This window comes from Streptomyces sp. HD, assembly GCF_028369295.1.
Classification (GTDB): Bacteria; Actinomycetota; Actinomycetes; order Streptomycetales; family Streptomycetaceae; genus Streptomyces.
On the sequence record NZ_JAQMYP010000044.1, the window covers coordinates 62,670 to 89,664 of the forward strand.

At 70.1% G+C, this 26,995-nt stretch carries 27 protein-coding genes; 15 read left to right on the plus strand and 12 right to left on the minus strand.

The window, feature by feature from the left end; translation table 11 throughout:
- Positions 1-63 precede the first annotated feature (63 nt).
- A complete protein-coding gene (locus tag POF73_RS33850; RefSeq protein ID WP_272122877.1) occupies positions 64-1,467 on the minus strand; it encodes a metallopeptidase TldD-related protein in 1,404 nt (467 codons plus the stop codon).
- Positions 1,464-2,987, minus strand: coding sequence for a TldD/PmbA family protein (locus POF73_RS33855; RefSeq protein WP_272122878.1), 1,524 nt, complete (start codon positions 2,985-2,987; stop codon positions 1,464-1,466). The genes POF73_RS33850 and POF73_RS33855 overlap by 4 nt, the downstream gene beginning before the upstream one ends.
- A 240-nt stretch (positions 2,988-3,227) precedes the next feature.
- On the opposite strand from POF73_RS33855, the gene fabG reads away from it, so the two are divergent.
- The 3 genes from fabG to POF73_RS33870 all read left to right on the plus strand — a co-directional run bounded on the left by fabG (position 3,228) and on the right by POF73_RS33870 (position 5,217).
- Positions 3,228-3,932: a 3-oxoacyl-[acyl-carrier-protein] reductase gene (gene fabG / locus POF73_RS33860; protein WP_272122880.1), complete on the plus strand. Its 705-nt coding sequence runs from the start codon at positions 3,228-3,230 to the stop codon at positions 3,930-3,932.
- Between the two features lie 5 nt (positions 3,933-3,937).
- Complete coding sequence (gene fabI, locus POF73_RS33865; RefSeq protein WP_272122882.1) at positions 3,938-4,705, plus strand: enoyl-ACP reductase FabI; 768 nt, start codon at positions 3,938-3,940, stop codon at positions 4,703-4,705.
- 161 nt (positions 4,706-4,866) lie between these two features.
- On the plus strand, positions 4,867-5,217 hold the full coding sequence (locus tag POF73_RS33870; protein WP_272122884.1) for a hypothetical protein: 351 nt from the start codon (positions 4,867-4,869) through the stop codon (positions 5,215-5,217).
- On the opposite strand, the gene POF73_RS33875 is transcribed toward POF73_RS33870, so the two are convergent.
- Positions 5,195-5,887 (minus strand): FadR/GntR family transcriptional regulator, encoded by a 693-nt coding sequence (locus tag POF73_RS33875; protein ID WP_272122885.1) that lies wholly within the window; start codon positions 5,885-5,887, stop codon positions 5,195-5,197. The genes POF73_RS33870 and POF73_RS33875 overlap by 23 nt on opposite strands.
- A gap of 70 nt (positions 5,888-5,957) precedes the next feature.
- Between POF73_RS33875 and POF73_RS33880 the strand changes: the two genes are divergently transcribed.
- The 4 genes from POF73_RS33880 to POF73_RS33895 all read left to right on the plus strand — a co-directional run bounded on the left by POF73_RS33880 (position 5,958) and on the right by POF73_RS33895 (position 8,392).
- A complete protein-coding gene (locus tag POF73_RS33880; protein WP_272122886.1) occupies positions 5,958-7,268 on the plus strand; it encodes a CynX/NimT family MFS transporter in 1,311 nt (436 codons plus the stop codon).
- A gap of 48 nt (positions 7,269-7,316) precedes the next feature.
- Positions 7,317-7,433 (plus strand): SGM_5486 family transporter-associated protein, encoded by a 117-nt coding sequence (locus tag POF73_RS33885; protein ID WP_272122887.1) that lies wholly within the window; start codon positions 7,317-7,319, stop codon positions 7,431-7,433.
- Positions 7,434-7,601: 168 nt separating this feature from the next.
- A complete protein-coding gene (locus POF73_RS33890; RefSeq protein WP_272122888.1) occupies positions 7,602-7,808 on the plus strand; it encodes a hypothetical protein in 207 nt (68 codons plus the stop codon).
- A gap of 65 nt (positions 7,809-7,873) precedes the next feature.
- Positions 7,874-8,392 carry a SixA phosphatase family protein gene (locus tag POF73_RS33895; RefSeq protein ID WP_272122890.1) on the plus strand — a complete coding sequence of 173 codons (519 nt, stop codon included), beginning with the start codon at positions 7,874-7,876 and terminating at the stop codon, positions 8,390-8,392.
- A gap of 76 nt (positions 8,393-8,468) precedes the next feature.
- Here the strand turns inward: POF73_RS33895 and serB are convergent, their stop codons facing one another.
- Both serB and POF73_RS33905 read right to left on the minus strand, forming a co-directional pair.
- Positions 8,469-9,677: a phosphoserine phosphatase SerB gene (gene serB, locus POF73_RS33900; protein WP_272122891.1), complete on the minus strand. Its 1,209-nt coding sequence runs from the start codon at positions 9,675-9,677 to the stop codon at positions 8,469-8,471.
- A 229-nt stretch (positions 9,678-9,906) separates the two neighbouring features.
- A complete protein-coding gene (locus POF73_RS33905) occupies positions 9,907-12,045 on the minus strand; it encodes a streptophobe family protein (protein ID WP_272122893.1) in 2,139 nt (712 codons plus the stop codon).
- 239 nt (positions 12,046-12,284) lie between these two features.
- Here POF73_RS33905 and POF73_RS33910 point away from each other — a divergent pair, with 239 nt between their 5' ends.
- Complete coding sequence (locus POF73_RS33910) at positions 12,285-14,810, plus strand: ABC transporter ATP-binding protein/permease (protein WP_272122895.1); 2,526 nt, start codon at positions 12,285-12,287, stop codon at positions 14,808-14,810.
- A gap of 106 nt (positions 14,811-14,916) precedes the next feature.
- Here the strand turns inward: POF73_RS33910 and POF73_RS33915 are convergent, their stop codons facing one another.
- The 3 genes from POF73_RS33915 to POF73_RS33925 form a co-directional block, all read right to left on the minus strand.
- Positions 14,917-15,666, minus strand: a complete 750-nt coding sequence (locus tag POF73_RS33915) for a transglycosylase SLT domain-containing protein (RefSeq protein ID WP_272122897.1) — start codon at positions 15,664-15,666, stop codon at positions 14,917-14,919.
- 299 nt (positions 15,667-15,965) lie between these two features.
- Positions 15,966-17,087 (minus strand): S-adenosylmethionine:tRNA ribosyltransferase-isomerase, encoded by a 1,122-nt coding sequence (locus POF73_RS33920; protein WP_272122899.1) that lies wholly within the window; start codon positions 17,085-17,087, stop codon positions 15,966-15,968.
- Positions 17,084-17,785: an SDR family NAD(P)-dependent oxidoreductase gene (locus POF73_RS33925; protein ID WP_272122901.1), complete on the minus strand. Its 702-nt coding sequence runs from the start codon at positions 17,783-17,785 to the stop codon at positions 17,084-17,086. Before POF73_RS33925 ends, POF73_RS33920 begins: the two co-directional genes overlap by 4 nt.
- A gap of 242 nt (positions 17,786-18,027) precedes the next feature.
- On the opposite strand from POF73_RS33925, the gene POF73_RS33930 reads away from it, so the two are divergent.
- From POF73_RS33930 to POF73_RS33940, 3 genes are all read left to right on the plus strand, one after another.
- Positions 18,028-19,173 carry a GAF domain-containing sensor histidine kinase gene (locus tag POF73_RS33930; protein ID WP_272122903.1) on the plus strand — a complete coding sequence of 382 codons (1,146 nt, stop codon included), beginning with the start codon at positions 18,028-18,030 and terminating at the stop codon, positions 19,171-19,173.
- Entirely contained in the window at positions 19,166-19,807 is a 642-nt protein-coding gene (locus POF73_RS33935) for a response regulator (RefSeq protein ID WP_062701235.1), read from the plus strand. Before POF73_RS33930 ends, POF73_RS33935 begins: the two co-directional genes overlap by 8 nt.
- Positions 19,808-19,975: 168 nt before the next feature.
- Positions 19,976-20,221, plus strand: a complete 246-nt coding sequence (locus POF73_RS33940) for a chaplin (RefSeq protein WP_272122907.1) — start codon at positions 19,976-19,978, stop codon at positions 20,219-20,221.
- A 213-nt stretch (positions 20,222-20,434) separates the two neighbouring features.
- On the opposite strand, the gene POF73_RS33945 is transcribed toward POF73_RS33940, so the two are convergent.
- Positions 20,435-21,223, minus strand: coding sequence for a hypothetical protein (locus POF73_RS33945; RefSeq protein WP_272122909.1), 789 nt, complete (start codon positions 21,221-21,223; stop codon positions 20,435-20,437).
- 171 nt (positions 21,224-21,394) lie between these two features.
- On the opposite strand from POF73_RS33945, the gene POF73_RS33950 reads away from it, so the two are divergent.
- The 3 genes from POF73_RS33950 to POF73_RS33960 all read left to right on the plus strand — a co-directional run bounded on the left by POF73_RS33950 (position 21,395) and on the right by POF73_RS33960 (position 23,802).
- Entirely contained in the window at positions 21,395-22,192 is a 798-nt protein-coding gene (locus POF73_RS33950; protein ID WP_272122910.1) for an ABC transporter ATP-binding protein, read from the plus strand.
- Positions 22,193-22,286: 94 nt separating this feature from the next.
- A complete protein-coding gene (locus POF73_RS33955; protein ID WP_272122912.1) occupies positions 22,287-22,718 on the plus strand; it encodes an NfeD family protein in 432 nt (143 codons plus the stop codon).
- 145 nt (positions 22,719-22,863) lie between these two features.
- Complete coding sequence (locus POF73_RS33960) at positions 22,864-23,802, plus strand: SPFH domain-containing protein (protein WP_272122913.1); 939 nt, start codon at positions 22,864-22,866, stop codon at positions 23,800-23,802.
- Between the two features lie 137 nt (positions 23,803-23,939).
- On the opposite strand, the gene POF73_RS33965 is transcribed toward POF73_RS33960, so the two are convergent.
- From POF73_RS33965 to POF73_RS33975, 3 genes are all read right to left on the minus strand, one after another.
- Positions 23,940-24,446 (minus strand): HNH endonuclease, encoded by a 507-nt coding sequence (locus POF73_RS33965; RefSeq protein WP_272122914.1) that lies wholly within the window; start codon positions 24,444-24,446, stop codon positions 23,940-23,942.
- Positions 24,447-24,591: 145 nt separating this feature from the next.
- On the minus strand, positions 24,592-25,131 hold the full coding sequence (locus tag POF73_RS33970; RefSeq protein ID WP_272122915.1) for a YbhB/YbcL family Raf kinase inhibitor-like protein: 540 nt from the start codon (positions 25,129-25,131) through the stop codon (positions 24,592-24,594).
- 43 nt (positions 25,132-25,174) lie between these two features.
- Positions 25,175-25,957, minus strand: coding sequence for a sporulation protein (locus POF73_RS33975; RefSeq protein ID WP_272122916.1), 783 nt, complete (start codon positions 25,955-25,957; stop codon positions 25,175-25,177).
- Positions 25,958-26,097: 140 nt separating this feature from the next.
- On the opposite strand from POF73_RS33975, the gene POF73_RS33980 reads away from it, so the two are divergent.
- Positions 26,098-26,748, plus strand: coding sequence for a DNA-3-methyladenine glycosylase (locus POF73_RS33980; protein WP_272122917.1), 651 nt, complete (start codon positions 26,098-26,100; stop codon positions 26,746-26,748).
- Positions 26,749-26,995: the final 247 nt, after the last annotated feature.

Here is a 26,995-nt window from a genome sequence, read left to right on the forward strand (position 1 = left end):
TCTCGTGTCTCCTCGATGATCTTCGGCCGGTCGGATGACAGCCGACTGCAAACGCCTACGAGGTTATACGCCCTGACTGACAGAGCTCATGTTGAAATCGGGGACGCGCAGCGCGGGCATCGCCGCCCTGGTGAACCAGTCGCTCCACTCCCGGGGCAGGGTCTTCTCCGTACGCCCCGCCTCGGTCGCCCGCCCGAGCAGGCCCACCGGCGACTCGTTGAACCGGAAGTTGTTGACCTCGCCGGTCACCTCGCCGTTCTCGACGAGGTAGACACCGTCCCGGGTCAGGCCGGTGAGCAGCAGGGTCGCCGGGTCGACCTCGCGGATGTACCAGAGGCAGGTCAGCAGCAGCCCTCGCTCGGTGTTCGCGACCATCTCCTCGATCGACCGGTCCTCGCCGCCGTCCAGGATCAGGTTGTCGATGCCCGGCGCCACCGGCAGACCGGTCAGCCCCGCACTGTGCCGACTGGTCATGAGGTGCTTCAGCTCGCCCTCACGCAGCCACTCCGTCGCCCCGAGCGGCAGCCCGTTGTCGAACACCGACTGGTCGCCCCCGGAGGAGTGCGCGATCACGAAGGGCGCGGACTCAAGGCCCGGCTCGTTCGGGTCGCTGCGCAGCGTCAGCGGCAGCTCGCTCAGCTTCTCGCCGACACGCGTCTTGCCGCCGGGCTTGGAGAACACCGTCCGGCCCTCGACCGCGTCCCGCCCGGACGCCGACCACATCTGGTAGATCAGCAGGTCGGCCACGGCGGTCGGCGGCAGCAGCGTCTCGTACCGGCCCGCCGGCAGCTCCAGACGCCGCTCGGCCCAGCCGAGCCGTACGGCCAGCTCGGCATCGAGCGTCGTGGGGTCGACGTCCTTGAAGTCCCGCGTGGAGCGCCCCGCCCACGCCGAGCGGGTGCGGTCCGGCGACTTGGCGTTCAGCTCCAGCGTCCCGTTGGGCTGGTCGTGCCGCAGCCGCAGCCCCGTGGAGGTGCCCACGTACGTCGACACCAGCTCGTGGTTGGCGAAGCCGTACAACTCCCGCCCGCCCGCACGCGCGCGTGCGAACGCCTCGCCGAGCGCCGGGGCGAAGTCGGCGAACACGGTGGACGACGTCTCGGCCGGGCCGTCCGTGAAGTCCGGCGACGCCGATACGTCCGTCACCAGCGGCTGCGCGTCCTCGGCGGGCCCGGCACCGCGCGCGGCGGCCTCGGCTGCCCGCACCAGCGGCTCCAGCTCGTCCGCGGTCACGGCCGACCGGGACACCACCCCGGAGGCCGTGCCCTCCTTGCCGTCGACGGTCGCGACGACGGTGAGCGTCCGCCCGCGCGTGACGCCGTTCGTGGTGAGCGCGTTGCCCGCCCAGCGCAGATTGGCGGTCGACTGCTCGTCGGCGATGACGACGCACCCGTCGGCCCGCGAGAGCTCAAGGGCCCGCTCGACGATCTCGTGCGGCTTGTGCGCCTTGGGGGAGTGAGCGCTCATCGACCGGCCTCCTGGGTGGTGTTGAGAATGTTGACGCCCTTGAAGAGGGCCGACGGGCAGCCGTGCGAGACGGCCGCGACCTGCCCCGGCTGCGCCTTGCCACAGTTGAAGGCACCGCCCAGGACATACGTCTGCGGACCGCCCACCGCGGCCATCGAACCCCAGAAGTCGGTGGTCGTCGCCTGGTACGCGACGTCCCGCAGCTGCCCGGTGATCCGCCCGTTCTCGATCCTGAAGAACCGCTGCCCGGTGAACTGGAAGTTGTAGCGCTGCATGTCGATCGACCAGGACCGGTCGCCGACGACATAGATCCCGCGGTCGACGCTCCCGATCAGATCCTCGGTCGACATCCCGGCCGGATCCGGCTGCAGCGACACGTTGGCCATGCGCTGCACCGGCACATGGCCGGGGGAGTCGGCGAACGCGCACCCGTTGGACCGTTCGAACCCGGTCAGCTTCGCGATCCGCCGGTCCAGCTGGTAGCCGACGAGCGTGCCGTTCTTCACCAGGTCCCAGGACTGCCCGGCGACGCCCTCGTCGTCGTACCCGATGGTCGCCAGGCCGTGCTCGGCGGTGCGGTCACCGGTGACGTTCATCAGGTCGGAGCCGTACCGGAGCTTGCCGAGCTGGTCGAAGGTGGCGAAGGAGGTGCCCGCGTAGGCGGCCTCGTAGCCGAGGGCACGGTCCAGTTCGGTGGCGTGGCCGATGGACTCGTGGATGGTCAGCCACAGGTTGGAGGGGTCCACGACGAGGTCGTACGGCCCCGCCTGGACACTCGGCGCCCGCATCTTCTCGGCGAGCAGCTCGGGGATGCGCGCCAGCTCGTCGTCCCAGTCCCAGCCGGTGCCCGTCAGGTACTCCCAGCCGCGTCCGACGGGCGGTGCGATGGTGCGCATGGAGTCGAACTCGCCGCTGGACTCGTCGACCGACACGGCGGTCAGCTGCGGGTGCAGCCGGACGCGCTGCTGGGTGGTCACGGTCCCGGCGGTGTCGGCGTAGAACTTGTTCTCATGGACGGTGAGCAGCGAGGCGTCGACGTGGTTCACCCCGTCCGCCGCCAGCAGCCGCGCGCTCCAGTCCGCCAGCAGCCCCGACTTCTCCTCGTCGGGCACGCCGAACGGATCGATCTCGTACGACGAGATCCATGTCTTCTCGCTGTGCACGGGCTCGTCGGCGAGTTCCACCCGCTCGTCCGACCCGGCGGCCTTGATCACCTGGGCGGACAGCTTCGCCATCGCCACCGCCTGCGAGGCGACCTTGGCGGCGGCGTCCAGTGTCAGATCGACACCCGACGCGAACCCCCAGGTCCCGCCGTGCACCACCCGCACCGCGTACCCGAGGTCGGTGGTGTCCGACGAACCGGCGAGCCTGGCGTCCCGCAAACGCCAGGACGCGCTGCGCACCCGCTCGAACCGGAAGTCCGCGTGTTCGGCACCCAGCGCACGCGCGCGTGCCAGCGCGGCGTCGGCCAGGGCGCGTAGCGGAAGCGCCGTAAAGGCTTCATCGATCGTATGGGGCACGGAGGTCTCCCTGCTGTCGTGGCCTGTCGGCACCGATCATTTCGCGCGGACACGGCCACGGACCACAGGTTTCCGGCTGGAGTCGGCAACTTTCTGTAGGGACCCGACAGTGACGCCGGTAAGCCACTGTCGGTGCCCGAATGTCCGATGCCGGGACGGGACCGATAGGTTTTCGGAGAAGCCGCCTGTCATCCAGCTGTTCGGGCGGGTGTGTCAGACCCCTATCGAAAGGGTGATCCGTTGAGCCGCTCGGTTCTCGTCACCGGAGGCAACCGGGGCATCGGCCTCGCCATCGCCCGCGCTTTCGCCGACGCCGGCGACAAGGTCGCGATCACATACCGCTCGGGTGAGCCGCCGGCCGGCTTCCTGGCCGTCAAGTGCGACATCACCGACACCGAGCAGGTGGAGCAGGCCTACAAGGAGATCGAGGCCGAGCACGGCCCGGTCGAGGTTCTGATCGCCAACGCCGGCGTCACCAAGGACCAGCTCCTGATGCGCATGTCCGAGGAGGACTTCACGTCCGTCCTCGACACCAACCTCACCGGCACCTTCCGTGTGGTCAAGCGTGCCAACCGCGGCATGCTGCGCGCCAAGAAGGGCCGCGTCGTCCTGATCTCCTCCGTCGTCGGCCTCTACGGCGGCCCGGGCCAGGCGAACTACGCGGCCTCCAAGGCCGGCCTGGTCGGCTTCGCGCGCTCTCTCGCCCGTGAGCTGGGCTCGCGCAACATCACCTTCAACGTCGTCGCGCCCGGCTTCGTCGACACCGACATGACCAAGGTGCTCACCGACGAGCAGCGTGAGGGCATCGTGAAGCAGGTGCCGCTCGGTCGTTACGCGCAGCCGGAGGAGATCGCCGCGACGGTGCGGTTCCTCGCCTCGGACGACGCCTCGTACATCACTGGAGCCGTCATCCCCGTTGACGGCGGACTGGGAATGGGTCACTGATCACCATGAGCGGAATTCTTGAGGGCAAGCGCATCCTGATCACCGGTGTGCTGACGGAGGCCTCCATCGCCTTCCACGCCGCGAAGCTGGCCCAGGAGCAGGGCGCCGAGGTCATCCTCACCGCGTTCCCGCGGCCCACGCTGACCGAGCGCATCGCCAAGAAGCTCCCCAAGCCCACCAAGGTCATCGAGCTCGACGTCACCAACGACGAGCACCTCGGGCGCCTGGCCGACCTCGTCGGCGAAGAGCTCGGCGGCCTCGACGGCGTCGTGCACTCCATCGGCTTCGCCCCGCAGGACGCGCTCGGCGGCAACTTCCTGAACACGCCGTTCGAGTCGGTCGCCACGGCCATGCACGTCTCGGCGTACTCCCTGAAGTCGCTCACCATGGCCTGCCTGCCGCTGATGCAGAACGGCGGCTCGGTCGTCGGCCTCACCTTCGACGCGCAGTACGCCTGGCCGCAGTACGACTGGATGGGCCCGGCCAAGGCCGCGCTGGAGGCCACCAGCCGCTACATGGCCCGTGACCTGGGCAAGCAGAACATCCGCTGCAACCTCGTCTCGGCGGGCCCGCTCGGCTCCATGGCCGCCAAGTCCATCCCGGGCTTCAGCGAGCTGGCCTCCGTCTGGGACGACCGCTCCCCGCTGGAGTGGGACCTCAAGGACCCGGAGCCGGCCGGCCGCGGCATCGTCGCGCTGCTGAGCGACTGGTTCCCGAAGACCACCGGCGAGATCATCCACGTGGACGGCGGTCTGCACGCCATCGGCGCCTGATCCCACCCGCGTCGCCGACGCCCCGTTTCCCGCAGCGCGCGGGGAGCGGGGCGTCACCCGTTCGGGCTATCCGGCGAGGCGGCCGAGGCCGGCAACAGCGCACCCTGGAGTACGCGTTCATCCCGCGAGCCCCTCTCCCGTACGGCCGAGGAGGTCCCGTTGTGCGCTTGTTCCGCCGCCTGGCCTCAACGTCCGTCGCCGTCGCGCTCGTACTGCCCCTGTCGTACGAGGCGATAGCCCACGCGCGTGTGCCCGCCGCCGAGGTGCGGCCCCAGGAGCCGTTCGGCGCCGCATGCCGCGTCCGAGTCACCGGATCCCAGGTGACCGCTTACTGCCACAACCCCTATCCAGGTACCGATCGCGTGAGCCTGCACGTCGAGTGCGCCCGTTGGTGGGACATCGACAGCGACGGCTCACCGGTGGACGCCGGGCCCGCACAGACCGTGCGGCTGACCGGGCGCTGCTGGAAGGAGGTCGGCTCGGTGTGGGTCAGTCACGACCGGGAGGGCTGAAGCGCCTCGGACGGCACAGGAACGGATAGCTCGCCGCCTCGGCCGCGGCCGCCGTCGCGTCGCCCGCGCGGATCGCGTCGACCAGACGCGCGTGGTCCATGTGCGTCTCCGGCGTCAGCTCCGTGCCGACGTCCTCGCGCAGCCAGTCCCGCAGCACCTCGCCCAGGTCGGCGTACATCGCGGTCATCACGTCGTTGTGGGAGGCCGCCACCACTGCCAGATGGAACGTCGCGTCGGCCGCCACGAACGCCTCCGCGTCCCCCGACTCCCAGGCCTCCTCGCGCCGCACCAGCAGCGCGTCCAGCTGCTTGAGGTCCTTCTCCGTGCGCCGCTCGGCGGCCAGCTGCGCCGCGGACGACTCCAGCGTGGCGCGCAGCTCGGCGATGTGCCGGGGGTCGGCGTCGGCGAAGCGGCGGTGCATCACGCCGGCCAGCTCGCTGGTCGCCACCACATAGGTGCCGGAGCCCTGGCGGATGTCCAGCAGGCCGTTGTGCGCGAGCGCGCGGACCGCCTCGCGCACGGTGTTGCGCGCCACGCCGAGCTGCTCGACCAGCTCGGGCTCGGTCGGGATACGGGAGCCGACGGGCCACTCGCCCGAGGTGATCTGGTTCCGCAACGCCGCGATGACCTGCTCGGACAGCGCCGAGCGGCGGGGGTGGCTCAGGGGCATGGCACACCTTCGCACGGGAGGACCCGGACCGAGGGGACCGGGGGTGGACAACCAATCATCCCATGATTCTATGATGGGCCTCATGGTGAGCGAGGAAATCCGGACGGCGACGTCCACACGCATACGCACCTCCGAGGCAAGCACCCGCGAGGCCCGCACCAGCACGGAGCCCGCCACGCGCGCGTGGACGATACGGCTGCTCGTGCTCGGCATCGTGCTGACCGCGCTGAACCTCCGCCCCGCCATCACCAGCCTCGGCGCCCTCCTCGAAGAGGTCCGCGACGCGCTCGGCATGAGCGGCAGCGTCGCCGGACTCCTCACCTCGGTGCCCCCGCTCTGCTTCGCCGTCTTCGGCGTAGCGGCCCCCCGCCTGGCCCGCCGCTTCGGCCCGGGTGCCGTGGTGTGCGCGGGCATGGTCGCCATCAGCGCCGGCCTGCTCGTACGGCCGTACGCGGGAAGCACGGCCGGCTTCCTGGCCGCCACCGCGCTCGCCCTCATGGGCATCGCGGTCAGCAACGTCCTGATGCCGGTCATCGTCAAGCGCTGGTTCCCGGACCGGGTCGGCTCCATGACCGGCCTGTACTCGATGGCCCTCGCCCTCGGCACCGCGTCCGCGGCGGCCGTGACGGTGCCCATGACCGAGATGCTGGGCGGGAGTTGGCAGACCGGGCTCGCCGTCTGGGGAGCGCTCGGAGCGGCGGCCGTACTGCCCTGGCTGCCCTTCGTACGGGGCCGGGGGGCGGCGCCCGCCTCCTCCGCGCAGGACAGGCACGCGCGTGTGGAGGCGCCCCGGCTGCGGATCACCCGGAGCCGCACCGCCTGGGCCCTCGCCGTCTACTTCGGGCTCCAGGCCACCGGCGCCTACATCACGATGGGCTGGATGGCCCAGATCTTCCGGGACTCGGGCGTGCAGGCGAGCACGGCCGGGCTGCTGCTCGCCGTGACCATGGTCATGGGCGTGCCGCTGGCCTTCGTCATCCCGCGCCTGGCCACCAGGCTGCCCCACCAGGGGCCGATCGTGCTCGCGCTGGGCGCCTGCGGCCTCGTCGGCTACGCCGGGCTGTACCTCGCGCCGTCCGCCGGTTCCTGGGCCTGGGCCCTGCTGCTCGGCGTCTCCAACTGTTCGTTCCCGCTCGCCCTCACCATGGTCGGCATGCGGGCCAGGACCAGTGCGGGAGTGGCCCAGCTGTCGGCGTTCGCGCAGAGCACCGGCTATCTGCTCTCCATCCCCGGCCCGCTCCTGGTCGGCGTGCTCTACCAGCACAGCGGCGGCTGGGGGCTGCCCATCGCGCTCATGACCGGCCTGTTGATCCCGCAGATGGCGGTAGGGGTCCTCGCGGGACGCAACCGAACGGTGGAGGACGAGGCCGCGGCCCGCTGACCTCACCCCGGCGCGGCTGGCGAGGCCGGGGAGTGCGAGACTGGCCGTATGCCAGTGCTCGATCCGAACCCCAAGAACGGCCAGAAGAACATGCTGCTCGTCTTCGGCGCGTTCTTCGCCATCTTCGTGATCATCGCCGTCATCGCGACGATCGCGTCCCCCTGACCTGCCCCGTCGTGACCGATGGTGGGGCTAGCACCACCATCCCCTAGGGGGCGAGTGTCAGGGTCAACTGGGTGGATCACCGGATGGGTTGAGGGCCGGGACTTCCGTAGCTTCGAAGTGTGCCCGCGGGAGGCGGACACCGACCGATCGAAGACCTACGGAGGCGTCATGTCGGCCCCTACGCACACACCGCCCCACCCGGCGTCCACGGGCCGCGCCGACATCCGGCTGCCCTGGTGGGCCCTCGCCCTGCCGACACTCGCCTTCATCACGCTGCTGACGCTGATACTCAACCCGTCCGAGGCGCATGCCGCGACCTCCGAGCCCGCGATCACTCAGCTCTTCGAGCGTGTACAACAGCTGATCATGCGCTGAGCACGGCCAGAACCGCACGTCAACTCCCTGCGCCCCGTGGCCTGTTTCATGCGAAGCTGGGACGCATGAGCGTCGCAGAACCCCGCAGGATTGTCCTCTTCCGGCATGCGAAAGCCGACTGGCCACAGGTGACCGACCACGAGCGGCCGCTCGCCGATCGGGGCCGACTGGACGCGGCAGAGGCCGGACGCAGGCTGGCCGACACCGCCATCCCCTTCGATCTGGCCCTGTGCTCCACCGCGACCCGGACCCGGGAGACCTGGAAGCTCGCCGTCCACGAGTTCCCGCACCGGCCGAAAACCGTATATGAAGAGCGGGTCTATGAGGCCTCGCCCGGCGAGCTGATCGCCGTGCTCAACGAAACGCCCGACGACGCGCAGAACGTCCTGCTGATCGGCCACAACCCGGGTGTGCAGGGCCTCGCCGAGATCCTGACCGGCTCGGCCGACGGTGACGCACGCGAGCGGATGAGCCGCCGGGGCTTCCCGGCCGCGGCCTTCGCCGTCCTCTCCTTCAGCGGCACCTGGAAGACGCTGGAGCCCGGCGTGGCCACCCTGCTCGACTACTGGGCGCCATCCGAGTGACCGAACCACACGAAGGGGCCCGGCACCGTCATGGTGCCGGGCCCCTGTGCATGTGGGCCGAACAGGTGCGGGACCGTCAGTCCTCGTCGTGCATGTCGGCCGCTTCGACCTCTTCGCGGGTGACGCCGAGCAGATACAGGACGGTGTCCAGGAACGGCACGTTCACGGCCGTGTGCGCGGCCTCCCGCACCACCGGCTTGGCGTTGAAGGCGACACCGAGCCCGGCCGCGTTGAGCATGTCCAGATCGTTGGCGCCGTCGCCGATCGCCACCGTCTGGGACAGCGGAACCCCCGCCTCGGCTGCGAACCGGCGCAGCAGCCGTGCCTTGCCCGCCCGGTCCACGATCTCCCCGGTCACCTTGCCGGTGAGCTTGCCGTCGACGATCTCCAGGGTGTTGGCCTGGGCGAAGTCGAGCCCGAGCCGCTCCTTCAGATCATCGGTGACCTGCGTGAACCCACCCGAGACGACCCCCACTTGGTAGCCGAGCCGCTTCAGCGTACGGATCAGCGTGCGCGCACCCGGTGTCAGCCGCACCTCGCTGCGCACCTTCTCCACCACCGAGGCGTCCAGCCCCTCCAACAGCGCCACGCGCGCGTGCAAGGACTGCTCGAAGTCCAGCTCCCCGCGCATCGCGGCCGCCGTCACCTCGGCCACCTTGTCCTCGCAGCCGGCGTGCGCGGCGAAGAGCTCGATCACCTCGTCCTGGATGAGAGTGGAGTCCACGTCCATCACGACGAGCCGCTGGGCGCGCCGGTGCAGTCCGGCGGCGACGACGGCGACGTCGACACCCAGTGCCGCCGCCTCGGTCACCAGCGCGGTGCGCAGCGGCTCGGTCGCCACACCGGACACCGCGAACTCCACGGCCGTCACGGGGTACTTGGCGAGTCGGAAGATACGGTCGATGTTGGCGCCGGACTTGGTGATCCGGGCAGCGATCGCGGCCGTCGCCTCGGCGGTGAGCGGATGTCCGAGCACGGTCACCAGGGAGCGTCCGACGCCACGCGGCCGGTTGTCGCCCAGGCCGGAGATGATCTCCGCCTGCATCCTCATCGACTCCGCCCAGCTGTGGACGGTCGCCCGCAGGTCCCCCTCCGTCCCGGCGGGAGGCTGCGTCACGAGCGCGCACAGCGTGATCCGGCCACGGGTGACGACCTGCTCGATGTCGACCACGTCGACGGAGTAGGCGGCCAGCGTGTCGAAGAGGCCGGCCGTGATTCCCGGCCTGTCCTTCCCGAAGATCTTGACGAGAAGTGTGGGGGTGTCGGAGGTCTGCGAAGCGCTCATGGTGCCTCCACCGTATCCGGCACTCAGTGCCTGGCGCCCCTGAGGTCCGTCTAGCGGACACGGAACACTGGGTGTCGCACGGGTGGCGGGAGCCTTACGTTCGGGCCACGGCAGCACCAGTAGCTGTGAAACGACACTGCGGCACCTGTGGGCCCAGCCGCTTACCCAGCCCAGGTCACCCACTGAAGCCGGACGTCGGACGCCGCGCCCCGCCGCCCCCGCTCGTGGATCATGAGCGGCCCTTCGGTTTCCCCGGCGGCGGGGGAGGAGCCGGTGGTGGTGGCGGTGGCGGAGGCATCGGTCCTTCGTCCGCCCCGGACGACGACCGGTTCCCACGCCGCCGAGAAGGCCGGGACGGCCTCGGAAGCGGCCCGATCGGCCGGGCGACCGTAGGCGCGCCGTACATGTCGCTGCCGCCGGGGGGCGGCGACTCGGCGGGCGGCTGATCGGACGGCTGCTGACCGGCCTGAGGGGCGCCGGCCTGTGGGGCATCGCGTGGCGGCTCACCGTGCTGAGGGCTGCCGGCCTGCGGGCCACCGGACCGCGGCGCACCGCGCGGCGGCTCACCGGACTGCCGGTCACCGGGCCGCCGTGCTTCATCGCGTCCCGACCGCCCGTCACCTCCCGACCACGCATCGCGCCTCGACCTCGCGTCGCGTCCCCGCTCTGCGTCGTGCTCCCCCCTCCCGTCGGCTCCCCGCGCCCCACCGGGCGCCCCCGCGCCCCCGGAAGGCCGGTCCGCGCCCGGCGGACGCGCGTCCTCCGGCTCACGCAGTTCGTCCGGTACGTGCAGGTAGGGGTTCGTCGCCGGGTTCGGTGGCCGGTACGGCGTGCCGGGCGCGTACGGCCCGGACCCGCTCGCGTACGACGCGGCCCCGGCACCCTCCGCCGCCGTGGCCGCCGTACCCGCACCGCCCGTCACTCCCGCGGCATCCGGCCTCGCCCCCAGGGCCACCTCGCCCCGTGCCGCCGCAGTCGCCCGCTGCCCCGCGGCCCCGGTAGCCCGGGCCAGCGCCGCTCCCACGGCACCCGCACCCGCGCCCCACGCCGCCCCGAGGACCAGCGCCATCCCGAGGTTCCCCGCAAGCCGCACCCCGGCGCCGAACGCGTCGAAGCCCAGCACCGACAGCGAGGCATCCACGGACACCTCGGTCAGCCACGCGAGCAACGGCAGCGCCAACGCCGTGGCGACGCCGAGCCGCAGCGCACACCGCCCGGCGAAACGAAGGGCTCCCGGATCCCGTACGCCCCCATGCACCACCGGCGTCCGCACAGCCGTAAGCACCCCCGCGAGCAGCATCATCACCGCCGCCGCGACGCCCAGCAGCCACACCCGCCCGTCCAGCTCCGCCAGCCTGCCCAACGTCACGGACTGGTCCTCCCCACTGTTCAGCAGGTCGTCCAGCGGATCCGGCAGCAGGCCCGCCAGCACCCCCGTGGCCCGGCCGTCGAACGGTACGAACAGGCCGATCGGGATGCCGAGCCACACGCCGTTCGGGGCACCCAGCAGGGCGGCGCCCGCGATGCGCTTGGGGTGGTCGTCGCCGATCGCCGCGTACGCCGCAGCCGCGAGCCCGGCCGCGACCGCGACCAGCAGCACCGTGACGAGAGCGGACGCGGCGGGCCGTACGACACGGTGCACGGCGTCCCAGCCGCGTGGCAGCGGGGTGTGGCGCGAGGCCAGCAGGGCGATCAGCAGGATGCCGGCGGACCAGCCCAGGCCACCGAGCAGGGTCGGTGCCGTGTCCACGGTGAAGCCGACCGCCGCCTTCGCGTCGATGAGGTCGCCGATCTGGTCGGGCAGCAGCCCGCCGATGTCCCCGACGTCGCCGAGGCCGGGGATCTCGATACCGCCGCCGCCCCCGCCGCCTCCCGGCAGGTCGTCGAGGCCCAGCGAGCTCCCGTCGATGGTGATGACGTCGTGCCCGGCCCAGGCCAGCCCGCCCAGCGTCGCCACGAACACCGCGACCACCGCGCCCGCGCGTGCGAGGAGTTCGGCCGGTGCGATCACAACTCCCGCGCTGCGCAGGGACCGTAGGAAGAACCAGGACAAAAGGACCGCGCCGACTAGGCTCACGCCGAGTGGCGTGATCTCGATGGCAGTCGCCGCCTCCGCGCCCGTCAATCCGAAAGCGGACACGTCACCGGACGGTGTGACGGAACCACCCGCCCCAAGGGCCACCACCGCCGCGGTCATCGGGCCCAGGGAGCTCGCGGTGTCCGCCCCCAGCAGATGCAGTCCCAGCGCTGCCGTGCCCGCCATCCCGATCAACGCCCAGCTCACGGAGGCGATCGCGGACAGCAGGATGCCTCCCCACGGCAGCCGCGTGCCGTGCCTCGCGCTCTCGACGTTCGTGGACGCGCTCATGCAGACCCCCCGATCCGCCGCGCGGCCGGCTCGCCGCGCATGTCCCCCTCGCGTGGATTACCACTCTCCGGGCTGGTTTCAACCCCGTCAACGGAACCAGTCGAAGCGTCTGCGCGTGCTAGTCATAAGGCCCGACTTTCAGTCAGGGGGCGGAGCCTGAAATAGTTCCCGACGATGTTCGACATCCCTAGACTCCCTGTGTTGGGGGTAACTCGGGGGACTACTCAGTGGGGCATGGAGTGCCGGAACTCGTACTGGAATTCAACGGAAGGACCTGGACGCTTGATCCGTCCAGGTCCTACACCCTCGGACGCGATCCGCAGGGTGACATCGTGTTCGACGACGCCAGGGTGTCCTGGCGGCACGCCACGATCAGCTGGAGCGGCCGCAGTTGGGTCCTGGAGGACCACGGCAGCACCAATGGCACGTTCGTGCAGGGCCACCGCATCCACCACCTGGAGATCGGCCCCGGCTCGGCCGTGCACCTGGGCAACGGAACCGACGGACCGCGCCTGAACCTCTCCGGCACCGCGGCCTCCGTCGCCTCGCCGCAGGCCCAGCCGCAACAGCAGCCGTACGCCGCGCAGGGCGCGAACCCGGGCTGGGCACAGCAGGCTCCGGCTCAGCATCAGCCGCAGCAGCAGGTCCCGCAGGCCGGCTGGCAGCAGCCGCAGCCACAGGCCGCCTCGAAGGTGCCGCATCAGCAGGGCCCCGGCGGTGGCGCGGGGGCGCCGCCGGTCTACGGCGACCGCAGCCCCACCACGTTCCACCAGTTCGCGGTCGGCCGTGTGATGCGCATCGGCCGTGCCCTGGAGAACGAGCTGGTCGTCTCCGACCTGCAGGTCTCCCGGCACCACGCCGAGTTCCACTCGACGCCCGACGGCCGTATGGAGATCCGCGACCTCGGCTCCCACAACGGCACCTACGTCAACGGCCAGCCGATCGCCAAGGGCGGCTCGCAGCTGCTGGGCCCCGCCGACATCGTGGGTGTCGGTCACTCCACGTTCCGGATCGTGGGCGACCGCCTTGAGGAGTTCGTCGACACCGGTGAGGTCTCCTTCTCGGCCCGCCATCTGACCGTCACGGTCGACGGCGGCAAGCAGATCCTCAAGGACGTCTCCTTCGGCGTGCCGGAGAAGTCGCTCATCGCGGTCATCGGCCCGTCCGGCTCCGGCAAGTCGACCCTGCTCAAGGCGCTCACCGGCTACCGGCCCGCCAACCAGGGCGACGTCCTCTACGACAACCGGAACCTCTACAAGCAGTTCGCCGAGCTGCGCCAGCGCATCGGTCTGGTCCCGCAGGACGACATCCTGCACAAGGAGCTGACCGTCAAGAAGGCCCTCAAGTACGCGGCCAAGCTCCGCTTCCCGTCGGACACCACCGGCGCCGAGCGCGACGCGCGTATCGACGAGGTGCTGCGCGAGCTGAAGCTCGACATCCACAAGGAGAAGAAGGTCACCTCCCTCTCCGGCGGCCAGCGCAAGCGCGTCTCGGTGGCCCTGGAGCTCCTCACCAAGCCGTCCCTGATCTTCCTGGACGAGCCCACGTCGGGCCTCGACCCGGGCATGGACCGCGACGTCATGCAGCTGCTGCGCGGCCTCGCCGACGACGGCCGCACGGTCCTCGTCGTCACTCACTCGGTGGCCGAGCTGGCGCTGTGCGACAAGCTCCTGGTGATGGCGCCGGGCGGTGCCGTGGCGTACTTCGGCCCGCCCGAGGAGGCACTGAACTTCTTCGGCTACGACACCTGGGCCGACGTCTTCTCCGCCTTCGAGAACTACCGCGACTACGACTGGGCGGGACGCTGGAAGGGCTCGCAGCACTACCAGATGTACGCCGCGGACATCGACGCGATCGCGGCGCAGTCCGTACAGATGCCGCCGATGCAGGCGATGAAGCCGCCGAAGCCGCAGGGCTGGATGTCGCAGTTCATCACCCTGGTGCGCCGCTACACGTCGGTGATCGCGTCCGACAAGGGCTTCCTCGCCCTGATGGTGATCCTGCCGGCCGTCCTCGGCGCGGTGAGCCTGCTCATCGACTCGGGCAAGGGCCTGCTGCCGAACCCGGCCAACGCCACCGGCCGCATCATCCCGAACGGCACGGCCACCACCGTCCTGCTGATCCTCGCGGTCGGCGCCTGCTTCGCCGGCGCCGCGAACTCCGTCCGTGAGCTGATCAAGGAACGGGTGATCTACGAGCGGGAACGCGCGACCGGCCTGTCCCGCTCCGCGTACCTGATGTCCAAGGTCTTCGTGCTCGGCTTCATCACCGTGCTGCAGGGCCTGATGGTCGGCGTCATCGGCTTCGCCAGCCGGGAGATCCCGGAGGAGGGCCTGGTCCTCGGCAACCTGACGCTCCTGGAGCTGTCGCTGCCGATCATGGCGCTGGGCTTCAGCTCGATGATGTTCGGCCTGATCATCTCGGCGCTGGTGAAGACGGCAGAGAAGACCATGCCGCTGCTGGTCATGTTCGCGATCATCCAGGTCGTGTTCACCGGCTGCCTCTTCGCCCTGAACGGCTCGATCGGCGCCAACCAGATCTCGTATCTGATGCCGTCGCGCTGGGCGGTGGGCGCCGCGGGTGCCACGCTGGACTTCAACAAGATCAGCCCGCCGGACAAGGGCGAGAGCAACGACCCGCTCTGGGAGCACACCGTCGGCGCCTGGACCATGGACATGCTCGCCCTGATCGCCCTCGGCGTGATCTGCGGCTTCTTCGTGGCCCGCTTTCTGCGCCGGCACGAGCCCGAGGTCATGCGCAAGTAGTCCCTGTCGTACGGCCGGTCTAGGCCGTACGACGCCCGAAGGGCGGCACCTCGTCAGGAGGGTGCCGCCCTTCGGCGTACGGATGAGAGGCCCGCGTCTACCTCGCTCAGTACGCGCTGTTGACGTTGTCGATCGAGCCGTACCGGTCGGCCGCGTAGTTGGCGGCGGCGGTCAGGTTGGCGACCGGGTCGTACTGGCTGAAGGCCGTGCCCGGGACGTGGTAGGCGTCGAAGGTCGGCTTGATGACCTGGAGCAGACCGATCGACGGGATGCCGTTCTGGGCGTTTATGTCCCAGTTGTTGATGGCGTTCGGGTTGCCCGAGGACTCCCGCATGGTGTTGCGGTACAGGCCGTCGTAGGTGCCCGGGATGTTGTGCTTCTTCATGATGTCCAGCGCCTCACGGATCCAGCCGTCGAGGTTGTTGGCGTAGGTCTTGGCCGCGACCGGCTTGACCTGTATGCGCTTGGCGGACCGGCTGGCGGCCTCCTTCGCCTTGCGCTCCGCCTCGGCCTTCTTCTTGGCGGCGGTGGCCTTGGCGGCCCGGTGCTTGGCGGCGGCTTCGGCGGCGCGGTGCTTGGCGGCGGCCACGGCGGCCTTGTGCTTGGCCGACATCTCCTCGGCCTTCACGCTGTCGCGGGCCAGCTGGTCGGTGACGCTGCCCTTGACGTCCTTGATCTGCTCGTTGCTGTAGGCCACCTTGCCCGTGGGGGCTTCGGCCGTGGTCGTCTGGGCGTTGCCGGGTACCGCGGAGATGGCCAGGGCGGCGGCACCGAGGGTGGTGACACCGGCGATCGCGATCTTCTGACGCTTGGTAATGGCACGACCGAGACCACGGTTCTTGGTGTTCTTGAGCATGGCAGATGGACCTCTTCGAATAGCGCGGAGGTCGCTCGCTGTCCGGCGGGGGACACGGGTGCTTCCGGCACAAACGCCGCGGGCGGAACCCGCGGCGCTGAGCGACGAGAGCCATTCTTAGCGGCCGCAAAATTGCGTGGCAAAGGTGTGACGTACGATCCTCGATAGTGGACCCGTGAAGGGCAAAATAGGACAGACAGGACTGTCTGCGCCGCTCAAAAGGGACGGCAGTGACTACTACGGACTTTCGTACGTGACCTGCGCCCTATGTGCGGGCTCACAGCGGCCCCGTAACAGTCTCACCAGGAGTTGCTGGCGCAATGCTCTGTGTGAGGGTTCTCCGACGGCAGGATGAGATGCACGTCGCCGAACTCGTGCCACAGGTAGAGCTCCCGTAGCGCCGCCTCGTACCCGCGGTCGATCGCGGCTCCCCCCGCGACCGCCTCCAGCATCAGCAGATGCGAGGCCTCCGGCTCGTGCAGCCCGGTCAGCAGCCCGTCCACCACCCGGACCCCGCGCTCCGGGGTGACGACGAGATCCGTCCACCCTTCACGCGCGCGTACGAGCCCGTCGGCGTCCGTCGCCGACTCCACCGCCCGCACGGCCGTCGTCCCGACCGCGACGACCCGGCCGTCCCCCGCCCTGACCGCGTTGATCAGCCGGGCCGACGCCTCCGGCACCGCGAACCGCTCCGGATATGGCGGCTCGTGCGCCTCGGCCGAGGCCACCCCGGTGTGCAGCGTGATCGGCGCGAACTGCACACCCCGGCTCACCAGCTCCGTCACCATCCGCACCGTGAAGGGCCGCGCCGCGCTCGGCATCTCCGCACTGCCCGCACCGTCGGCCGACGGCAGCGCGAACACCGTCTGGTACGCCGACAACGGCTGGTCCCGCTCCGTGTACGAGTACCGAATCGGCCGCCCGTGCTCACGCATCAGCCAGAGCACCCCTGCCGCCGCCTGGGCGTCCTCACCCGCCCCCTTCCGGGACGCGGTCACCCGCGCCCACCACAGCCGCGCGCTCCGCGCACTCAGCGGCTCCTCCAGCACCAGCCGGAACCCACCCGGCAGCCGGACCTCTACCCCCGCGGGCCCGCCCGCCCGCGCGCGCGTGGTCCCCCGCTCATCGGGATCCCGCAGCTCCACCGCCCACCGCCCGTCGTCCCCGCGCGTGGAGAAGTGCACCACCACGCGCGCGTGCCCGACCCACCCGTCCACGGCCGCGGCCAGCGTCTCCGACGTGTTGACGACCAGCAGATCCCCGGCCCGCAGCAGCAGCGGCAGCTCACCGAACGCGTGATGCGACACCTCGCTGCCCCGCGACACCATTAGCCGTACGGCATCCCGGTCCAGCCCCGGCCCACGCTGCTCGGCCGGCACCCGGGCGGACAGTTCCTCCGGCACCCTCACCGCCAGCGTCATCGCCGCCCCTCCAGCAGCGAGGGAGCCCCGTAGCGCCCGCTCGCCGGACGCTCGTCCAGCAGTCGCAGGAAGGCCGGCACCACACTGGCCGGCGCCGGCCGCGGATCCTCGTCGTCCGGTACGGCCGCCGCGTACAGGTCCGTGGCCATGTCCCCGGGGTCGACCGCCCAGACCCGCAGCCCGGGCTCCTCCGCGCCGAGCACCGCCGCGAGATGGTCCAGCGCGGCCTTCGACGCCCCGTACCCGCCCCACGTCTCGTACGCCTCGGCGGCCGCGTCCGAGCTCAACGTGATCACGGCTCCCTCCCCGGACGCCCGCAGCAGCGGCAGCGCCTCCTGGACGAGGGCCAGCGCGGCGATCACGTTCACCTCCAGCGCCCGCCGCAGCCCCTCCGGCGGCAGCGCGTTCAGCCGTACGAGCGGCTCCGCGCCCAGCGCGCTGGCATTGTTCACCAGCAGGTCGAGGCCGCCCAGCTGCCATGCGGCCGCCACCAGCTCGGCCAGGTGCCCCGCGTCCGTGACGTCCCCCGGCACGGCCGTCACGCGCGCGCCGTGCAGTTCCCGGAGCCCGGACGCCGTCTCCTCCAGGGTCGCCGCCGTTCTGGCGTCCAGCACCAGATCCCAGCCCCGCGCGGCCAGCCCTTCGGCGAGCGCCCGCCCCAGCCCCTTGGAGGCCCCCGTGATGATCGCTACCGGCATGACAACCGTCCCCTCGTCCAAGACCGCCTCCGATCGGCGATGCCCTCAACGTAGGAACCGGGACGCGGACCCCGCCTCGGACGCGGGCCGCAAAGTCGCGGGGCCCTTCGACCTACGCCGCACACCGGGGGCCTTTCGCCCTACGCCCCCGCACCTGCGACCACAGGCCTAGGTCCCCCGCCCCAGCCGGCCGCCGCCACAGGTCCGATCCGGCTGTCACACCCCGCCGGTACGGTGAGGGCATGAGTCAAGGCCCCAGGTCCGGCCTAGCCGCGGTGAGCTCCGCGTTGCTGGCCATGAGCAGGCATTTGGAGGTGCGCGACGTCCTCAAGACGATCGTCGCCTCGGCCCGCGAGCTGCTCGACGCGCAGTACGCCGCCCTCGGCGTGCCGGACGACCACGGCGGCTTCGCCCAGTTCGTGGTCGACGGTGTCAGCGACGCGCAGTGGAAGGCCATCGGCCCGCTGCCCCGCCAGCACGGCATCCTCGCCGCGATGCTCCAGGAGGCCAAGATCGAGCGCCTCGCCGACGTCCGCAAGGACCCCCGCTTCGAGGGCTGGCCGTCGGCGCACCCCGACATGTCGGACTTCCTGGGCCTGCCGATCCGCGACGGCGACGAGGTCATCGGCGCCCTGTTCCTCGCGAACAAGAACTGCCCGAAACCAGAAGGAAGTTGCGGCTTCACCGCCGAGGACGAGGAACTCCTCTCCATCCTCGCCCAGCACGCCGCGATCGCCCTCACCAACGCCCGCCTCTACGAGCGCAGCCGCGAGCTGACGATCGCCGAGGAGCGCTCACGCCTCGCCCACGAACTGCACGACGCGGTCAGCCAGAAGCTGTTCTCCCTGCGTCTGACGGCCCAGGCGGCCACCGCCCTGATCGACCGCGACCCGTCCCGCGCCAAGGGCGAGCTGCACCAGGTCGCCGCGCTCGCGGCGGAGGCCGCCGACGAACTGCGCGCCGCGGTCGTCGAGTTGCGCCCCGCCGCCCTCGACGAGGACGGCCTGGTCGCCACCCTGCGCACCCAGATCCAGGTCCTGGACCGCGCCCACACCGCACGCGTGACCTTCGCAGGCCGCGGTGTGAAGGCCCTGCCCTCCTCTCAGGAGGAGGCCGTGCTGCGCGTCGCCCAGGAGGCCCTGCACAACGCCCTGCGGCACTCCGGGGCCGAACACGTCGACGTGACGCTGGACCGGCGCGGCGGCGGAGCCGTCCTACGGGTCACGGACGACGGCAACGGCTTCGACCCGAAGTCGATACGCCGCGCCGGACGCCACCTCGGCCTGGTCTCCATGCGGGACCGCGCGAGCGGGGTCGGCGGCGCGCTGACCGTGGAATCGGCGCCCGGCAAGGGCACCACGATCGAGATGGAGGTCCCCGGTGGCTGACGCAATCAGGGTGCTGCTCGTCGACGACCACCAGGTCGTCCGCCGGGGCCTGCGCACCTTCCTCGAAGTGCAGGACGACATCGAGGTCGTGGGCGAGGCGGCCGACGGCGCCGAGGGAGTGGCCCGCGCGGAGGAACTGAAGCCGGACGTCGTGCTGATGGACGTCAAGATGCCCGGCATGGACGGTGTCGACGCCCTGCGCAAGCTCCGCGAACTGGACAACCCCGCGCGCGTGCTGATCGTCACCAGCTTCACCGAGCAGCGCACGGTGATCCCGGCCCTGCGCGCGGGCGCCGCCGGTTACGTCTACAAGGACGTGGACCCGGACGCCCTCGCCGGAGCCATTCGCTCGGTCCACGCCGGCCACATCCTGCTCCAGCCCGAGGTCGCGGGCGCCCTGCTGTCCCAGGAGGAGGCCAACTCCGGGCAGGGGAGAGGGGGTTCACTGACGGAGCGGGAGCGCGAGGTGCTCGGCCTGATCGCGGACGGCCGCTCGAACCGCGAGATAGCCAGAGCCCTCGTCCTGTCGGAGAAGACCGTCAAGACCCACGTCTCGAACATCCTGATGAAGCTCGACCTCGCGGACCGCACACAGGCCGCACTGTGGGCCGTACGCCATGGCGTGACCGGCTGAAACGTTCTCCGCAGGACATGACGCTCGGCAATTCGGAGGGTTCCGCTCCGGACTGAGATTCATACCGTCGTGGGAATGTCCCCCAGATGGCGCATCCTTCGTGGATCTCCGCCGTTCTCCAGTGCGTGCTGCGGCGACTGCCGCGGCAGTCGCAAGGAGGGCTTAGAAGTGAAGAACCTGAAGAAGGCAGCGGCCGTGACGATGGTGGCGGGTGGCCTGCTGGTCGCCGGCGCCGGAATGGCCTCCGCCACTGACGGCGGGCAGGCCAACGGCGAGGCCGTGGGCTCCCCGGGCGTTGTCTCCGGCAACGTCATCCAGGCCCCGGTCCGCGTCGCGCTCAACGACTCGGGCAACACCGTGAACGTCGTCGGCGTCATGAACGACGCCTTCGGCAACCTGGCCGTCAACGAGTGACGACCCCCCAAACCAGGCAGTGACCTCCGGCCTCCCGGCTTCCTCGGGAGGCCGGTCTGCGTTTGACGCAGGTCACGGGCCTCCTCAGTGCCGGTCCAGGCAATCCCAGCCGTCCGGCGTTTGAGGACGATGCCCGTTCAGGGCCGACACGGGGGTCTGGGGCCAGAGCCCTCAGGCACGCTCACTGCACCGTCGGCGACTGAGAACCGACGCTCACCGAACCCCCCGCTCCCGCTCCTCCACAACGGAGTTGTACGCAGCGACCTGCGCCCGCCTGGCGACCCGCTCCACCGGCCGCAACGCCTCCGCCCGCGCCCCCATCTCGGCGGAGCTCACCGCACCCCCGTGCCCATTCTCGTGCGCCAGCGACACCAGCAGCCCCACCCGCTGAGCCAGCTCCAGCACCCGCACCGCCCGGGGCGGATACCCCGGGGCCAAAGCTTCCCGCCCCCGCTCGGCCCGCGCCCGATACGCATCGATCGCCGCCTCCGCCACCGGCCCCGACCCGGCGACATCCAGCCGCGACAACACCGCGGTGGCGTCCCGCAGCGCCTCCGCCAGCTCCCGCTCGGCCTCACCCAGCGACGGCACATCCGCGGGCGGCGCCTCCCGCACCGGCAGCACATGCCAGACGACCTCGACGTGTACATCACCGTCGGGCCCGGCCTCGTACACCTCCGGCACCAGCCCGAACGCGGCGCCGTGACAGACCACCGCCTCCTCGGCGTCCATCGCCCGCGCGTTGAACTCCGGAGGCCCGCTCAATCCCAGCGGATGCCCGGGCGCGGGCAGCGCGATCCGCAGCCCCGTCGCCCCCAGTGCCCGCAGCCGACCCAGCGCCAGCGTGAGCCCGACGGGCGCCGACTCACCGGGCAGCCCCTCCACCCGGTGCACCGCGTCGTCCCCGACGATCTCGTGCACAGCGTCATCCGGTGAGACAAGTCCGGCCAAAAGGGCATTTCCCCATGCGGCAAGGCGTCCTGAACGTGGTTCCGAGAGCATGCCTCCACCCTAAGGACAGGACCGATGGAATGAAGCGGTGGACCGGTGGCGTAGATTTCGTTGAGGGCTGCGCCCACCGGCGCACGCGACCACCGAGACGCCTAGCCGCCGAGACGCCGATACCGGTCACACTGCGACACCGGTCACACTGCAAGGGGAGACAACGCGCTCATGAGCGATGTTCTGGAGCTTCAGGACGTATCCGTGGTCCGTGAGGGCCGGGCTCTGGTGGACCAGGTCTCCTGGTCGGTCAAGGAGGGCGAGCGCTGGGTCATCCTCGGCCCGAACGGAGCCGGCAAGACCACCCTCCTGAACGTCGCGTCCAGCTACCTCTACCCGACCAAGGGCACCGCCACCATCCTCGGCGAGACCCTCGGCAAGCCCGGCACCGACGTCTTCGAGCTGCGCCCGCGCATCGGCGTGGCCGGCATCGCCATGACCGAGAAGCTGCCCAAGCGCCAGACGGTCCTGCAGACCGTGCTGACCGCGGCCTACGGCATGACCGCCACCTGGAACGAGGACTACGAGGAGATCGACGAGCAGCGCGCCCGTGCCTTCCTCGACCGCCTCGGCATGAGCGACTACCTGGACCGGAAGTTCGGCACCCTCTCCGAGGGCGAGCGCAAGCGCACCCTGATCTCCCGCGCCCTGATGGCCGACCCGGAGCTGCTCCTCCTCGACGAGCCCGCCGCCGGCCTCGACCTCGGCGGCCGCGAGGACCTCGTCCGCCGACTCGGCCGCCTCGCCCGCGACCCGATCGCCCCGTCGATGCTCATGGTCACCCACCACGTCGAGGAGATCCCCCCGGGCTTCACCCACGTCCTGATGATCCGTCAGGGCAAGGTTCTCGCCGCCGGTCCCATGGAGCTCGAACTCACCTCCCGCAACCTCTCTCTCTGCTTCGGCCTCCCCCTCGTCGTCGAGCAGGTCGGCGAGCGCTGGACCGCACAGGGCCTCCCTCTCTCCTGACTCTGCCCTTCACCCCGCGAAGTACCGGTAAGAACGGCCTTCAAACTGATCGGCGCCCTGTCGGCGACAGGGCCCGCGGTCATACGATGACCAGGTGGAAATCGACGCGTGGGTTTGGTGGTTGATCGGCGCGGCAGCGCTCGGCATCGGGCTCGTGGTCACCGCGATGCCCGAACTCGGCATGCTGGCGGTGGGCGCCGTCGCGGCCGCGGTGGTCGCCGGCATCTTCGGCGGTGATGCCGTCATCCAGGTCATTGCCTTCGTCGTCATCTCGACCGCACTCATCGCCGTCGTACGTCCCATCGCGAACCGGCATCGGGCACAACGGCCCCAACTCGCCACCGGCATCGATGCGTTGAAGGGCAAACAGGCCGTCGTACTGGAGCGCGTCGATGCCTCAGGCGGCCGGATCAAGCTCGCCGGAGAGGTCTGGTCGGCCCGCTCCCTCGACACCGAACGCGCCTACGAGGTGGGCCAGGAAGTGGACGTCGTGGACATCGAGGGGGCCACGGCCATCGTCATGTGACCTCGCACCGTGACCTCGCACGACGTAACTGGCCCGAACGCGCCACGGGGTACGCGACGGTCTGTCAGACTCGACCAGCAAGATCTTCAACAAACATAAGATCTGCCGAAGTTGCCGCAGCGGAGAAGGGGTACGGGGAACGACGATGGAACCGGTCATCATCGTCCTGATCATTCTGGTGGTGTTGGTCTTCATCGCCCTGATCAAGACGATTCAGGTCATCCCGCAGGCGAGCGCCGCCATCGTCGAGCGCTTCGGCCGCTACACGCGGACACTCAACGCGGGCCTCAACATCGTGGTCCCTTTCATCGACACCATCCGCAACCGCATCGACCTGCGTGAACAGGTTGTGCCGTTCCCGCCGCAGCCGGTGATCACCCAGGACAACCTGGTCGTGAACATCGACACCGTCATCTACTACCAGGTGACCGACGCCCGCGCCGCCACCTACGAAGTCGCCAGCTACATCCAGGCGATCGAGCAGCTCACGGTCACCACGCTCCGCAACATCATCGGCGGCATGGACCTCGAACGCACCCTGACCTCCCGCGAGGAGATCAACGCGGCCCTGCGCGGCGTCCTCGACGAGGCCACCGGCAAGTGGGGCATCCGCGTCAACCGAGTCGAGCTGAAGGCGATCGAACCGCCCACCTCCATCCAGGACTCGATGGAGAAGCAGATGCGCGCCGACCGTGACAAGCGCGCCGCGATCCTCACCGCCGAAGGTACGCGCCAGGCCGCCATCCTCACCGCCGAAGGTGAGAAGCAGTCCCAGATCCTCCGCGCCGAAGGTGAAGCCAAGGCCGCCGCCCTGCGCGCGGAAGGCGAGGCCCAGGCGGTCCGCACGGTCTTCGAGGCCATCCACGCCGGCGACCCGGACCAGAAGCTCCTCTCCTACCAGTACCTCCAGATGCTCCCGAAGATCGCCGAGGGCGACGCCAACAAGCTCTGGATCGTCCCCAGCGAAATCGGCGACGCCCTCAAGGGCCTCTCCGGCGCCATGGGCAACCTGGGCGGCCTGGGCGGCGGTTCAGGCAACGGCGGTTCGGGATCGGAACGCCGAGAGAAGCCGTCGATCGACTGACGCGGATTGCCGTACGACAAAGGGGCCCGCCTTCTCAAAGAAGGCGGGCCCCAGTGCCGCCAGGGGCGCGGGGAACTGCGCGACCAGCCACGCACAGCCCGCAGCCAACGAACAACCCAAGACCCAACGGCGATTAGCTACGCCGCATCCATCGCCAGCCAATCCGGCAGCGCCGCAAAGTCATCGGCCCCCAACGCCAGCAGCATCGCATCGGCGGGAGTGGGCTCGAACGGCTCCCGAAGCAACGGCATACCCGCCTGCTCAGGCGTCCGGTCGGCCTTCCGATGATTGTCCTCCGCACACGAGGCGACCGTATTCAGCCACGTGTCCTGCCCACCCCGCGACTTCGGCACCACATGGTCCACCGTCGTGGCCCTGCGCCCGCAGTACGCGCACCGGTGCCGGTCCCGCACCAGAACACCCCGCCTCGACCACGGCGCTTGTCTTCGGAACGGCACCCGTACGTACCTGCACAGCCTGATCACCCGGGGCGCCGGTATGTCCACCTCGGCTCCACGCATACGCAGTTCGGGGTGGGCCTGCTCGACGACGGCCTTGTCCTGAAGCACCAGAACGACGGCTCGATTCAACGTCACCGTCGACAGCGGCTCGAAGCTCGCGTTCAGTACCAGCGTGTCCCGCATTGCAGCCCACCTCCCGTGCGCACCTGCCCACCCCCTGGCGGACTGGGATCAACTCTGGCCGGGCACGCCGAGATGGACAACGAAATAAAAAATGCCCGCCCCCGATCACTTCCATGACCAGGGGCGGGCAAACGTTCCATGAACGTCAGGCTTCGGCGGGCACCTCGTACTCACCGATCACATGCGCACGCGCGATCGCCTTGAACCGCAGATTGAACCCGACGACGGCCGGGCTGGCGTCCGAATCCGGACCGAGCTTCTCCTGATCCACGGCGTACACCGTGAACACATAGCGGTGCGGTCCGTCCCCGGCAGGCGGTGCGGCGCCACCGAAGTCCTTCGACCCGTAGTCGTTACGAGCCTGGACGGCACCCTCCGGAAGCCCCTCGAACTTGCCGCTGCCCGCCCCCGCCGGCAGCTCGGTCACCGAGGCCGGGATGTCGAAGACGACCCAGTGCCAGAACCCGCTCCCCGTAGGGGCGTCCGGGTCGTAGCAGGTCACGGCGAAGCTCTTGGTCTCGGCCGGGAAGCCCTCCCAGCGCAGCTGCGGTGAGGTGTTGCCGGCCGCGTAGACCTGAGCGTCCTTGAGGGTCCCGCCCTGCTCGACGTCCTCGCTCGCGACCGTGAAGGACGGCACGGGCGGATGGAAGTCGTGCGGCAGCGGCCGCCTCTTGAGCTCGGTCACTTCGATACCTCCTGACGAAACAGTGGAATCAGCAGTTCCGAGCCTAGAACCAGTTGCGCTTGCTGCCGACCTCGGACAGCCACTGGTTGAGGTACGCCGCCCAGTCGGTCCCGTGGAAGTCGTTCAGGCTCACCTGGAACGACCGGAAGGTGTCACTGCCCTCGCTGAACAGCCCCGGCTTCTTGTCCATCTCCAGGACGACGTCCATCGTGTGCTCGTCCGCGACGAAGCTCAGCTCGACCTGGTTGATCCCGCGGTACTGCTGCGGCGGGAAGAACTCGATCTCCTGGTAGAACGGCAGCTTCTGCCGGGTACCGCGGATGTGACCGCGCTCCATGTCCGCGCTCTTGAAGCGGAAGCCCAGCTGGATGAAGGCATCGAGGATCGCCTTCTGCGCGGGCAGCGGATGCACGTTGATCGGGTCCAGGTCGGTGGAGTCCACGGCCCGAGCGATCGCCAGCTCTGTGCTCACACCGATGTTCATGCCACGCAGCGTCTGACCGTCGATCGTGGTGACCGGCGTCTCCCACGGGATCTCCAGCCCGAACGGCACCGCGTGCACAGCGCCCGGCTGCAGCTCGAAGGCACCACCGAGCTGCATCTTCGTGAACTCGATGTCCTGCTTGTACTCCGAGTCCTGGCCCTCGACCTCGACACGCGCCTGAAGCCCCACGGACAGGCCCTCGATGTTCTGGCTGACGGACCCGCCCTGAATCCGCACCTCGCCCTGGACGACACCGCCCGGAACGACGTTGACCTCGGTCAGCACCGTCTCGACCGAAGCACCGCCGGCCCCCAGGCTCGCGAGCAGCTTCTTGAACGCCATGACTCTCCTCTTCTCAGAGTGGATCCCTGATCCCTACAAACGCGATCCGGCCGTGGCCGGTTCCGCGCTCTCACCCTGGCAAGCCGCACGCCCCCTGACCACCCCGTTGCGACCCCCCGTCTGCACTACCCTCGGACGGCATGATCGCGACCCCCGACCGTACGCCCCTGCCCCGGGACTTCTTCGACCGCCCCGTCCTCGAAGTCGCCCCCGACCTCCTGGGCCGCATCCTCGTACGCACCACCCCGGACGGTCCGATCGCCCTGCGTCTCACGGAGGTCGAGGCCTACGACGGCCCGAACGACCCCGGCTCCCACGCCTACCGCGGGCGCACACCCCGCAATGACGTGATGTTCGGTCCCCCCGGGCACATCTACGTCTACTTCACCTACGGCATGTGGCACTGCATGAACCTGGTGTGCGGCCCCGACGGCCAGGCATGCGCGGTCCTGCTGCGCGCCGGCGAGATCGTCGAGGGCGCCGAGCTTGCCCGCAAACGTCGACTCTCGGCCCGCAACGACAAGGAACTGGCCAAAGGCCCGGCCCGCCTGGCCACCGCCCTTGACGTGGACCGAGCCCTCGACGGCACGGACGCGTGCGCCTCCGGCGAGACACCCCTGAGGATCCTCACCGGCACACCCGTTCCCTCCGACCAGGTACGCAACGGCCCGCGCACCGGCGTTGCGGGTGACGGCGGCAACGGCGACATCCACCCCTGGCGCTACTGGATCGCCAACGACCCCACGGTGAGCCCCTATCGGGCCCATGTCCCGAGGCGCCGCTCAAGTTGACGCGCCTAGGCGAGGCGCGTAACGTGGCCCGAGCCGCTGAACCGGGTACTGCGCAGTCAGCAGCCGGAGCGGCCAACCCACTACCTACGAAACACCCTCAACGGGGTCGATTTTGGCGTGCCCGCATGCCCGAATTCGAACCTCCGGAGCCCGATTAGGAATCGGGCGGGGGAATCGGTTAACGTAGTGAATGTCGAAAGGCCGACGGGCGAAAGCCCAGAGCCTCCCGGCAATCCCGCCGACAGGG